This is a genomic window from Marinitoga sp. 1155, from assembly GCF_001021175.1.
Taxonomy (GTDB): Bacteria; Thermotogota; Thermotogae; order Petrotogales; family Petrotogaceae; genus Marinitoga.
Map to the genome: position 1 here is coordinate 1 of NZ_AZAX01000023.1, position 12,972 is coordinate 12,972.

Consider the following 12,972-nt stretch of genomic DNA (forward strand, 5'->3'; position numbering starts at 1 on the left):
TTACACGCCTACGGCGGGTTATAGGATAAAGATTAAAGATTTTAAAATTAAAACTTTTCAATATTTTCAAAGAAAATATTCACACTTACGGTGGGTAATAGGATTAAAAATTGGATTTTAATTAAAAAAAATTTTGAGATGTCGCTCTCCTTCGGTAAATATTAGGATAAAATCATTTTATTTTAAAAAATAAATTCTTAAAATATTTGCAAAGCAAATATTTGCGCCTACGGGGGGTTATAGGATAAAAATTTAATATTTTAAAATAAAAACTTTTTAATATTTTCAAAGAAAATATTCATACCTCCATATACTTATATGCATCTATTCTAATCATACTTTTGCTTTCTTTTTTATTATAGCATAAATTTAACTAATATTTATTTTTATAGTTCTTTTTACATTAATAATTACATCCTTAGATGCATGAGTTTTTATTAATTTTTATTATAAGCCAATAAAAAAAACGCCATTCCAATCATAGAATGGCGTACTAAATTATTTTCTCTAATATATCATCCTCTAAGTTTCAATTGTTTATTAGCAACAGTTTCATTTAATCTTCTTACTGGTGTATTTACTGGAGCTTCTTTTAATATTTCCGGATTTGTTTTGGCTTCTTCCAATATTTTATGCATCACATCTATAAAGTGATCTAATTCTTCTTTAGATTCTGTTTCTGTTGGCTCTATCATCATCGCTTCATGAACTATTAATGGGAAATAAATTGTTGGCGGATGTATACCGTAATCTAATAATCTTTTTGCAAAATCTAAAGTTTTTACTCCATATTCTTTTAAGAAAGTTCCGTCTATTATAAACTCATGTTTACATATTTCGTTATATGCTATTTTAAATTCTTTTTCTAATTTTTTTCTTAAATAATTGGCATTTAATACAGCCATTTCACTTGCAAATTTTAATCCTTCTTTTCCCATCATTAATATATATGTATAAGCTCTAACCATAACACTAAAGTTACCATAAAATGTTCTTAATCTTCCTATACTTTTTGGTATATTATGATTAAAATAATATTTTCCATCTTCATCTATTTCAACAATTGGTTTAGGTAGATAATCTCTTAACTTTTCCTTTACTCCAACAGGACCACTACCAGGACCACCCATTCCATGCGGCGTTGAGAATGTTTTATGTAAATTTAAATGAACTATATCAAACCCCATATCTCCAGGTCTTACTTTTCCCATTATTGCATTTAAATTTGCACCATCATAATACAGTAACGCATTGTGTTCATGAGCTAATTTTGCTATTTTTAAAATATCTTTTTCAAAAAGACCCAATGTGTTTGGATTAGTAAGCATTATAGCAGCAACTGTATCATCCATAACCTTTTTAAACTCTTCTAAATCAACTCTTCCATCTGGCCCTGATTTTATTTCAACAACATCAAACCCTGCCATTTTTGCAGAAGCTGGATTTGTTCCATGAGCAGAATCTGGCAAAATAACTTTTGTTTTGTTTGTATAACCATTATCTTCTATATATTTTTTTACAATAAGCATTCCAGCTAATTCGCCGTGTGCTCCTGCTGCTGGTTGCAATGTAACGGCATCCATACCTGTTATTTCACCAAGATATTTTTGTAAATTATACATTAATTCAAGTGCTCCTTGAATATGCTCTTCTTCTAAATACGGATGTATATTGTTAAATAAGTTTGCCATTTCTTCGTTTAACATCGGATTATATTTCATTGTACAAGAACCTAAAGGATAAAATCCGCTATCCACAGAATGATTTTTTCTTTCTAATTCATTATAATGTCTAACAATTTCTAATTCATGCACTTGGGGTAATCTTGGTTCTTTTTTTCTTAATAATTCTTCTTCTAATTCAATTTTTGTTTCAGGAACATCTAATTTTGGCAGAGAAAATGCAGTTCTTCCACTTTTATCTTTTTCAAAAATCAATTTCATCTATTTCACCTACCTTAGAAATCAAATAATCAATTTCTTCTTTTGTGTTTAATTCTGTTGAACAGAATAATGCATAATTTTTTTTATCTTCAAAGAATTTTCCTAAGTTTAAAGGACCTATATATTTTTCTTCTAATAATTTTTTATTAAATACATCTAAATCAAATCTTGGTTTTATAACAAATTCATTGAAAAATTCTCCTTCAAAAACAGGATCAAATTTTTCTGATTCAATTAATTTTTTCGCTAAATAATGCGCTTTTTGGTAATTTTGATAAGCTATTTCTTTTAATCCTTCTCTTCCAATAATGCTTAAATAAACAGATGCAATAACAGCCATTAATGCATGATTTGAACAAATATTCGATGTAGCTCTTGCTCTTCTAATATGTTGTTCTCTTGTTTGCAATACCATTACAAAACCTTTTTTTCCATCTGCATCGATTGTTTCTCCAATAATTCTTCCGGGCATTTGTCTTATATACTTTTGTTTTGATGCGAAGAAACCAAAAGTAGGACCTCCAAAAGACATGTAATTTCCTAATGATTGACCTTCACCAACAACTATATCTGCACCTAAATTCCCTGGTGATTCTAATAACCCTAGGGCTATGGGATATGCATTTACTATTAATAATACTTTTTCAGGTAATATTTCTTTTATTTGTTTAATATTTTCAATAATTCCAAAAAAATTCGGATATGAAATTACAACTGAACTCGTATTTTCATCTATTTTAGATTTCAAATCTTCTAAATTTATCCTTCCTGTTTTTTCATCATAATCAATTAATTCAATTTCTATATTTTGAGATTCCGTATATGTTTTTGATACTTCGATGTATTCTGGATGAATTGATTTTGCTACTAATGCTTTATGTTTTCTATTTACCCTTGATGCCATCAATATGGCCTCAGCAACAGCTGTCCCACCATCATACATAGAAGAATTTGCTACTTCCATACCTGTTATTTCACAAATAGCTGTTTGAAATTCATATAATGCTTGTAATGTTCCTTGAGAAACTTCTGCTTGGTATGGCGTGTATGCAGTCAAGAAATTCCTTTTTGTAGCTAATTGATATACTGCTGAAGGTACATAATGTTTATAAATACCTGCTCCTCTAAACATTGCATAATTTTCTAAATTAGTAGTTCTTTTTGATAATTCTAATAATTCCCTTTTAACTTCAATTTCCGATTTTGATTCAGGTATATTTAATTCCCCATCAAATAATTCAGGAATATCTTTGTATAATTCTTTTATATTATCAATTCCAATTACATTCATCATTTCTTTTATATCTTCTTCTGTATGTGGAATATATGGAAAATTTTTCACCTATTTCACCTCACTCTTAAAATTTCAAAGACCCGGAAAACCGGGCCCCATGATTATAATAAGTTTTTATATTCTTCTTCACTTAATAATTCTTCTAATTCACTTTCGTTAGAAAGTTCTAATTTCACTATCCAACCTTTTCCTTCTGCATCTTCATTAATAATTTCAGGAGACGCATCTAATTCTGTATTTACTTCAATAACTTTTCCTGATATTGGAGAGTAAACATCACTGGCAGATTTCACTGATTCTACAGCGCATAAAACTTCACCTTTTGAAATTTCTTTTCCTTCTTCAGGTAATTCAACAAATGTTACATCACCTAATTCTTCTGCTGCATGTGACGTAATTCCTATTGTAGCAATTTTACCTTCTACTTCTACCCATTCGTGAGTTTTTGTAAATTTTTTCATTTTCATACCCTCCTAAGTTATTTTCTATTTTTTACACTACCTCTATAAAATGGTGTTTTTATTACTTTTGCTTTCACTCTTTTCCCTCTTATTTCTACTTCTATTTCTGTATCTTTTTTGTAATATGGTTTATTTAACATAGCCAATGCTATCGGTTTCTCCAATGTTGGAGACATTGTTCCACTTGTAATAAAACCTACTTCTTTATCCTCAGCAAATATTTTATAACCATGTCTTGGAATACCTTTTTCTAACATTTCTATACCTTTTAATCTTCTTCTAATCCCAATTTCTTTTTCTTTTAATAATGTTTCTTTACCAATGAAATCTTTTTCCATATCAACTGCCCATTTTAGCCCTGCTTCAAAAGGGGTAATTTCATCTGTCATATCATTTCCATATAATAAATAGGTAGCTTCCAATCTTAATGTATCTCTTGCACCTAATCCTGCTGGTTTACCATCATATTTAGACAACAATTCTATTAATTTTCTCCACATAGGAACCGCAGCTTCTTTTTCTAAGTAAATTTCAAAACCATCTTCACCTGTATAGCCAGTTCTTGAAATTAAACATTTTATTCCATTAATTCTTCCTTCAGTGAAATTATAATATGAAATTTCTTTCAAATCAACCCCTGATATTTCTTGTAACATTTCTTCAGCTTTTGGACCTTGAACAGCTATTTGTGCTGTTTTGTCTGAAATATTTGTTACATTAACATCGAATTTTTCTGCCTGTTTTAATATCCAATTATAATCTTTTTCAATATTTGAAGCATTCACAACTAATAAAAGATGTGTATCTGAATATTTATAAGCTAATAGATCATCTATAATTCCACCATTTTCATTTAACATTGGAGAATAAACTATTTCTTCTGGTTTGATTTTTTCTACATTATTTGTTATTAAATAATTTACGAATTTTACCGCTTCTTTTCCCTTAATATCAATTTCTCCCATATGGGAAACATCAAATATTCCCACGTTATTTCTTACAGCATTATGTTCTTCTTTTAAAGAAGAATACCATACAGGCATTTCCCAACCACCAAATGGAACCATTTTTGCTCCTAATCTTACATGTTCTTCAAAAAGCGGTGTCCTCTTTAAATTTTCCATTAATCTGCCTCCTTATTTTCTAAAATTTCTTTTGCATTTTCATAATCATTTTCTTTAACAAAAACATTCATTATTGTTCCATTTCCAAAAAACTCTCTTCCTATACCTATTTCTTTTGGCGCTTTTACTAATACGCTTATTCCTTCTGATTCTAATAACTGTTTCACCAATTGCGCTTCGAAATCATTAATATGCGATTTTAATAATTTCCACATTTTATCACCTCACTAATGGTATTATACATCTAAAATTTGTATTTATAAAGAAAAGAAAATTTATAAAAAACGTGGTATAATAACAATAAACGGCAATAAATGAAAAAAATTTCATATATTCATAGTTTTTCACGTTTAATAATAAGGAGGGAATTTTATGCCTGAAATTAAAAAAATAGGTATTATCACCAGTGGTGGTGATGCACCCGGGATGAATGCAGCAGTTAGAGCTGTTACCAGAACTGCATCTTCAAAAAATATTGATGTAATCGGATTTTATAAAGGTTATGCTGGAATACTTGATAAAGATTATGTTGAATTAACCTATTCTTCTGTAGGAGGGATAATGGAAAAAGGTGGAACTATATTAAGGACTGCTAGAGTACCAGAATTTAAAAATCCAGAAATTAGAGCAGAAGCCGCAAAAAATTTGAAAGATTTAAATGTTGACGGTCTTATTGTTATAGGTGGCGAAGGGAGTTTAACAGGAGCAAAGTTATTATATGAAGAGTATAATATTCCTGTTATAGGTATCCCTGCATCAATTGATAATGACATTCCACATACAGATATGGCAATTGGTGTTGATACATGTTTAAACACAGCTGTTGAAGCAATGCAAAAATTGAAAGATACTGCATCTTCACATGAAAGAGCTTTTATTGTTGAAGTTATGGGTAGAGGTTCTGGTTATATTGCATTAATGTCTGGATTGTCGGTTGGTGCAGAAGCTGTTATTATACCAGAGGTTCCTGTAGATTATGATGAATTGACAGATAAAATCTGGAAAGAAAGAAAGAGGGGTAAGATCAATTGTATTGTGGTAGTTGCTGAAGGTGCTGCAAGTGCCTACTCAGTTGCAAGACATTTTGAGAATAAAATAGGTTATGAAACACGAATTACAATTTTAGGACATATTCAACGTGGTGGATCTCCCACTGCATTTGACAGAATTCTTGCTTCAAGAATGGGATATTCCGCTGTAAATTTCTTATTAGAAGGAAAATATGGAACTATGGTTGCATTGGAAAAAGGACAAAATGTCACAGTGCCTTTAGAGATAGTTTTAAGCGAGAAAAAAACACTTGATCTTAAATTAATTGATTTAGTAAACACATTATCTTAAGGAGTGATTATATGAGAAAAACAAGAATTGTTGCTACTATTGGTCCAGCTACAGAATCTGAAGGAATGGTAAGAAATTTGATAAAAGCCGGTGCTGATGTATTAAGGTTAAACACATCTCATGAAAGTCCAGAAGTGCATCAAAAAAGAATAGAAATAATTAAAAAAATAAGAAATGAATTCAGTAAACCTGTTGCTATTCTCCTTGATTTAGCCGGGCCTAAAATTAGAACAGGCAAATTTAATACAGAAGAAGTTACATTACAAAAAGGACAGGAATTTATTTTAACTACTGAAGATATAATTGGTGATAATACAAAAGTTTCTATTAACTATAAAGGATTACCAGGTGATGTAAAACCCGGAAACTTAATATTGGTTAATGATGGAAAATTAAAATTAAAGGTTATTTCTTCAGATGGAATTAATATAAAAACAGAAGTTATGAATACAGCCACAATAACACACAGACGAGGAATAAACGCTCCTGGTGCTGATATAAAAATTCCAGCTTTAACTGAAAAAGATAAAAAATATATAGAGTTCGGCATTAAAAACGAAGTTGATTATTTTGCCTTATCATTTGTTAGAAAACCAGAAGATGTTATAGAAATGAGAGAACTATTGAATTCTTTAAATGCGAAAGACGCTCAAATTATTAGTAAAATTGAAACGAAACAGGCAATTGATAATGATCTTGAAAAAATTATAGAGCTATCAGATGCTGTAATGGTTGCAAGAGGAGATTTAGGCGTTGAAGTTGAAGCAGAAAAAATTCCTGTTTTACAAAAAAGAATTATAAGTATAGCAAACAAAAAATCCAAACCAGTAATTACCGCTACCCAAATGCTTGAAACCATGATAGAAAACCCTGTTCCCACGAGAGCAGAAACAACCGATATAGCTAATGCTATACTCGACGGTACGGATGCCATTATGCTATCAGGTGAAACATCAATTGGGAAATACCCAATAGAAGCTGTTAAAGTCATGGATAGGGTTGCAAAAGAAACCGAACCTTATATGAACCATTATGGTGCTTTATTTTTTGACTTTGATGAAGAAGATTCAACTACAAATGCTATATCAAAAGCAGCAAACGAAATTGCTCTTTCTATGGGAATAAAAACAATTGTTGCTGTTACCGATAAAGGTTATACAGCAAGAGCAGTTTCACGATATAGAGAAAATGTTAATATTATTGCCGTTACACATTCAGAAAGAACTTATAACCGATTGGCTTTGGTATGGGGAGTAACTCCAATGATTGTAAATGAATTTGTAAGTACTGATACAATGCTTTATATTGTTAAGCAAACATTAAAAAATGAAGGTTTTGTAAAACCCGGAGAAAAAATTATTTTCACTGCTGGTATCCCTTATGGATTTTCCAGTAAAACTAATTTCTTACATATTGCAGAAATAAAATAAACTGTGCATATCGCACAGTTTATTTTATTTAAATATTTCTTTTATTTTCTTTTTCCTCTTTTTATCTTTAATGAGTTCAGCACTACAGTTATAGAACTGAATGCCATTGCTGCTTCTGCAATTGCAGGATGCAATAATCCGGACATTGCAGCGGGAATAGCTATTACATTATAGAAAAATGCCCAGAATAAATTAGATTTTATTACTGAAAATGTTTTTCTTGAAATTTCTACTGTATCAACTATCTCCGAAACACCACCTTTTACTATAATCACATCAGCATTTGAAACATCATGAAAATGTTGTTGTTTTTTTCTTTATTTTCATATATTTTATTATTAAATATATTGTTGTTATTGTTATTCCTAATATACCAAAAGATTTAATTTGATATGAGAATGATTTCAATAATGCGGATACCCATGATATTAATGAAATAAAAAATATTAATATATCAAAATTAAAACTTAATTTTTTTATTGATTTAAATGCATCAATTATTATATATTTTCCTAAATAAAATATTATATATGAACCTGTAATAATTTCTATCACATAAAAATCTGGATTTTTATGTGATAGATTGTTTTCAATAAACAAAAACATTACAGGAAGTGATATTATTATTGCTAATATCATATTTTTTCTACTTTCTTTATATCTTTTCTTATTATATTCATTCTCTTTAATTTCTTCTATATCATATCCTGTTTCTAATAATTTTCCTTTTAAAATATTAAAAGCAACTTCTTTTTCAAATGTAATCTCTACCAATTCTTCATCTAATTTCACATTAGCTTTTTTTATACCTGGTATTTTATTTAATGTCTTCTCTACAATTCTTGCACATGAAGAACATGTCATTCCGGATATTTTATATACACCCTTCATATTTATCCCTCTATTCCACACAACAACTCATTTTTGAAATATCTCTTTTAAAGTCTTGAGCTCCAAGTTTTATTATTTCTGAAAGAGTTGGAAAAACATGTATTGTCTCAATAACTTCTTTTATTTTCATTTTATTTTTAATAATCATAGTTGCTTCATGAATTATATCACCAGCTAAAGGAGATAATAACTGTATTCCTAAAATTTCTTCAGTATTTTCATTAATAACAAACCTAATAGCTCCTTTTGTGTCTTTTATTGCTATAGCCTTTGGTAAATTTTCCAGTTTAACAAAATTGCATTTTATTTTTATATCATTCTTTTTTGCTTCTTTTTCAGTTAACCCAACACTTGCAAATTGAGGATCCGTAAATATAGCATATGGTATTATGCTATAATCCATTTTTTCCTTACTTTCAGAATACATATTTTTCACGGCCAAATTTCCTTCCTTAGCAGCAATAGTTTCAAGCATAGGATTTCCTATTACATCTCCAGCAGCCCAGATGTTTTCAACTGCTTTTAAATACTTATCCACTACTATTTCTTTTCTATTTCCTAATTTGATATTTATTTTCTCTAATCCTAAATCATCTGTATTTGCAACTCTTCCTGCGGCAATAAGAAGTTTATCAAATTGGATTTTTTTATCATCTTCAAGAATAACTACATTATTTTTAATTACTTTTATTTTTGCATTTTTAATAATTTTTATACCTTCATCTTTTAAATAATTGCTTATTAACCTTTCAAAATCATCATCTACACCATTCATTATATGATTGGTAGCTTCTAATATTACTACTTTAGAACCAAATCTCGAAAATATTTGAGCAAATTCCAGTCCTAATGCTCCACCACCAATTATAATTAATTTATCCGGTAATTCTTTTAAATCTAAAGCTTCTTTATTTGTTAAAAATTCAATGTTTTCTAAACCTGGTATTTGAGGAATATATGTCCTTGAACCTGTAGCAATTAAAAATTTTTCACCTTTTATTTTTTTGTTATTTACTATAATAGTGTTTTTATCAATAAATTTTGCTTTTCCATTCAAAAATTCTACATTCTTTAAATTTTTAAGAATTTTTATATATTTTTCCTTTCTAGCTTTTAATACCAATTTATCTTTTTCTTCAATAATTTTAGAATAATCAATTTGTAGATTTGTCTTTATTCCTTCAAAAATATTGTTTTGTATTTTGTAAATCAATTCTGCTTTATATAACAGATGTTTAGTAGGGAAACATCCTACATTTACACATGTACCTCCTATTTCTACATTTTCATTATTATTAATAATCAAAGTTTTTTTATTTTTTCTTTCTGCTTCAAGTGCTGCAGAAAATCCGGCCGCTCCTCCTCCAATAATAATCAATTCGTATTTCATAATCCACCTCCTCTTACCCCACCTACATAGGGTGTCTTAATATTATTATAATCTTATATTATTACATTTCTATTAATAAAACAAAGTATATTATTTTTTATAGTGTAACCCTGGTTACAGACAAAATAGACAAAATGAGTTATAATTAATATGTAAATAAATAATATTTTTCACAAAGCGAGGAGATAATATGAGTGAATTGTTTAATAAAAAAGAATATTTAAAAAACTTGATAAAAAGAGTAAACCAGGAAAAAGATAATGAAGAATTAAAGAAGGAATTACAAAGCATTATAAGAGAATTATCAGCAGAAGAAATTGCTTTAGTAGAACAGGAATTAATGGATAATGAAGGAATAACAATTGATCAAATCCAATCAGTATGTGATGTACATCTTAATTTATTTAAAGAATATATAGATAAAGAAAAAATAGAAGTTGAATCCTGGCATCCTATTTATATTTTAATGAAAGAACATGAACACATTATAAAAACCGCAGAAAAAATAAGAGATATTGCAAAAAAAATATTAGAGAAAAAATCCATTCAGGAAGCGTTTCCGCTATTTATGAATTTAAATATTCACATTGATAATCTTATGGCTGCAGAAAATTATTTCTTAAAAGAAGAAAATGTTTTATTTCCCTATATAGAAAAATACGGAATAACAAAACCTCCTGCAATAATGTGGAGGGAACATGATCAGGTAAGAGATTTAAGGAAAAAAATTATAAAAATAAAAGATAATAAAAATTTTGAAGAAATAAAAAAAGATTTATACAATATTTCATTAGCATTATTAGAATTATTTATGAATCATGTTCATAAAGAGCATTCTGTTTTATTTCCAACTGCTTTAAAATTAATTAAAAAAGAAGAATGGTTTGATATAAGAAAACAATTTGATGAAATTGGATATTGCTGTTTTGATCCAGAACCATTGGATTTAGAAAAAAGTGAAACAGAAGGTGTATTAGAAGGGAAAATAAAACTTCCAAGTGGCAAATTAACAGTAGAACAATTAAAGTATATATTGAATACATTACCAATAGATATAACCTTTGTTGATGCAAATGATGAAGTTAAATATTTTAGTGAATCTAAAGAAAGAATTTTTATAAGAAGCAGAGCAATTTTAGGAAGAAAAGTAGAAAATTGTCATCCTCCTAAAAGTGTAGATATAGTAAAAAAAATTGTTAATGATTTTAAAAGTGGAAAAAGAAATAATGCTGATTTCTGGTTAAAAATAGGAGAAAAATATGTATATATAAGATATTTTGCTGTGAGAAATAACAAAGGTGAATATCTTGGAACTTTAGAAGTAACCCAGGATATAAAACCAATCCAGGAAATAACAGGCGAAAGACGTATTTATGACGAAAAAAATTAAAATATTATGGAGGTGTTAGTAATGGGTAGTATGTTTTGTTATCAATGTTCAGAAGCAGCAAAAGGTATAGGGTGTGAAGCTTTTGGTGTGTGTGGTAAAACCCCAGAAGTTGCAAATTTACAGGATATGTTAATATGGCTAACAAAAGGTTTATCTTTTTGGACTTTAAAAGCAAAAGAATACGATATAAAAGATGATGAAGCAAATTTATTTGTCGCAGAAGCATTATTTAGCACAATTACAAATGTCAATTTTTCTGTTGAAAGAATGGTCAATTTTATTGATAAAGCTATAGAATTAAGGGAAAAAGTAAAACATTTGTTTTTAGATGCATATGTGGCAAAAGAAGGTAAACCATTTGAAGAAAAAGTTCCAGAAGCTGCAGAATGGTATAAACCAGGTGGAGCAGAAATTTATGAATTAAAAGGTGCAGAAGTTGGGGTTTTGGCCGATAAAGATGAAGACATCAGATCTTTGAAACAATTAGTAATATATGGATTAAAAGGAATTGCGGCATATGCTGATCATGCATACGTGTTAAAACATTCAAATGATGATATATTATATTTCTTACAGAAGGGCTTAGTTGAAACATTAAGAGAAGATATAACAGCAGAGAAATTAATAAATTTAACACTTGAAACAGGAAAATATGCAGTTGAGGTAATGGCATTATTGGATAAAGCAAACACATCAACATATGGTAATCCTGAAATTACAGAAGTATATACTGGAACATATAATGCACCTGGAATTTTAGTAAGTGGGCATGATTTATTAGATTTAGAAGAATTATTAAAACAAACAGAAGGAACAGGAATTAAAGTTTATACACATGGAGAAATGTTACCAGCTCATGCTTATCCAGAATTAAAAAAATATAAACACTTAGCAGGAAACTTTGGAGGTTCATGGTGGAGACAGGATAAAGAATTTGAAGAATTTGGCGGAGCAATATTAATGACAACAAACTGTTTAGTTCCTCCAAAAGAATCATATAAAGATAGAGTATTTACCACAGGATTAGTAGGATTTGATAAATTAACTCATATTCCAAATAGAACAGATGGAAAACCAAAAGATTTCTCACCAGTTATAAAGAAGGCGTTAGAATTAGGGCCAATTCCAGAAAGAGAAGGGAAGAAATTAGTAATAGGTTTTGCTCATGAACAAGTAGCCCAGGTGGCAGATAAAGTAATAGATGCTGTAAAAACAGGAGCAATAAAGAAATTCTTTGTAATGGCAGGTTGTGATGGAAGACATAAAGAAAGAGAATATTATACAGAGTTTGCAGCTAACTTACCAAAAGATACAGTTATCTTAACAGCAGGATGTGCAAAATATAGATATAATACATTAGAACTTGGAGATATCGGAGGAATTCCAAGGGTATTAGATGCAGGTCAATGTAATGACTCTTATTCATTAGTAGTAACAGCATTAAAATTAAAAGAAGCATTTGGACTAGAAGATATTAATGAATTACCAATTGAATATAATATAGCTTGGTATGAACAAAAAGCAGTAGCAGTATTATTAGCATTATTATACTTAGGAGTAAAAGGAATAAAATTAGGTCCGAAATTACCAGCATTTGTTTCACCAAATGTATTGAAAGTATTAGTTGATAATTTTGGAATTAATCCTATTACTACTGTTGAAAAAGATCTTGAATTTTTCTTGAATAAATAATTAAATAAAAATAATT

The 12,972-nt window shown here is 28.8% G+C and carries 11 protein-coding genes and 1 pseudogene; 4 read left to right on the top strand and 8 right to left on the bottom strand.

All coding sequences use genetic code 11. From position 1 onward, the window contains the following. Positions 1 to 515 precede the first annotated feature (515 nt). From gcvPB to X274_RS07555, 5 genes are read right to left on the bottom strand one after another with little or no spacing between them, the layout of a single operon-like run. Positions 516 to 1,943, bottom strand: coding sequence for an aminomethyl-transferring glycine dehydrogenase subunit GcvPB (gene gcvPB, locus X274_RS07535; protein ID WP_047266220.1), 1,428 nt, complete (start codon positions 1,941 to 1,943; stop codon positions 516 to 518). Next, entirely contained in the window at positions 1,927 to 3,285 is a 1,359-nt protein-coding gene (gcvPA, locus tag X274_RS07540; RefSeq protein ID WP_084822687.1) for an aminomethyl-transferring glycine dehydrogenase subunit GcvPA, read from the bottom strand. The genes gcvPB and gcvPA overlap by 17 nt, the downstream gene beginning before the upstream one ends. A gap of 53 nt (positions 3,286 to 3,338) precedes the next feature. Next, entirely contained in the window at positions 3,339 to 3,704 is a 366-nt protein-coding gene (gcvH, locus tag X274_RS07545) for a glycine cleavage system protein GcvH (protein WP_175419597.1), read from the bottom strand. Positions 3,705 to 3,715: 11 nt separating this feature from the next. Next, a complete protein-coding gene (gene gcvT / locus X274_RS07550) occupies positions 3,716 to 4,822 on the bottom strand; it encodes a glycine cleavage system aminomethyltransferase GcvT (protein ID WP_047266222.1) in 1,107 nt (368 codons plus the stop codon). Next, entirely contained in the window at positions 4,822 to 5,037 is a 216-nt protein-coding gene (locus tag X274_RS07555; protein WP_047266223.1) for a putative signal transducing protein, read from the bottom strand. Before X274_RS07555 ends, gcvT begins: the two co-directional genes overlap by 1 nt. A 166-nt stretch (positions 5,038 to 5,203) precedes the next feature. Here X274_RS07555 and pfkA point away from each other — a divergent pair, with 166 nt between their 5' ends. Continuing rightward, positions 5,204 to 6,163: a 6-phosphofructokinase gene (pfkA, locus tag X274_RS07560; protein ID WP_047266244.1), complete on the top strand. Its 960-nt coding sequence runs from the start codon at positions 5,204 to 5,206 to the stop codon at positions 6,161 to 6,163. Positions 6,164 to 6,174: 11 nt separating this feature from the next. Further along, positions 6,175 to 7,593 carry a pyruvate kinase gene (pyk, locus tag X274_RS07565; RefSeq protein ID WP_047266224.1) on the top strand — a complete coding sequence of 473 codons (1,419 nt, stop codon included), beginning with the start codon at positions 6,175 to 6,177 and terminating at the stop codon, positions 7,591 to 7,593. 41 nt (positions 7,594 to 7,634) lie between these two features. On the opposite strand, the pseudogene X274_RS07570 reads toward pyk, so the two are convergent. The 3 genes and pseudogenes from X274_RS07570 to merA all read right to left on the bottom strand — a co-directional run. Continuing rightward, positions 7,635 to 7,883: pseudogene (locus X274_RS07570) on the bottom strand (heavy metal translocating P-type ATPase); the annotation flags it as partial. A 1-nt stretch (position 7,884) separates the two neighbouring features. After that, complete coding sequence (locus tag X274_RS07575; RefSeq protein ID WP_047266226.1) at positions 7,885 to 8,484, bottom strand: cation transporter; 600 nt, start codon at positions 8,482 to 8,484, stop codon at positions 7,885 to 7,887. A gap of 10 nt (positions 8,485 to 8,494) precedes the next feature. Beyond that, positions 8,495 to 9,874, bottom strand: coding sequence for a mercury(II) reductase (gene merA, locus X274_RS07580; RefSeq protein WP_047266227.1), 1,380 nt, complete (start codon positions 9,872 to 9,874; stop codon positions 8,495 to 8,497). A 190-nt stretch (positions 9,875 to 10,064) separates the two neighbouring features. Between merA and X274_RS07585 the strand changes: the two genes are divergently transcribed. Continuing rightward, on the top strand, positions 10,065 to 11,264 hold the full coding sequence (locus tag X274_RS07585; RefSeq protein WP_047266228.1) for a DUF438 domain-containing protein: 1,200 nt from the start codon (positions 10,065 to 10,067) through the stop codon (positions 11,262 to 11,264). A gap of 30 nt (positions 11,265 to 11,294) precedes the next feature. Next, on the top strand, positions 11,295 to 12,956 hold the full coding sequence (gene hcp / locus X274_RS07590; RefSeq protein WP_047266245.1) for a hydroxylamine reductase: 1,662 nt from the start codon (positions 11,295 to 11,297) through the stop codon (positions 12,954 to 12,956). Positions 12,957 to 12,972 lie beyond the last annotated feature (16 nt).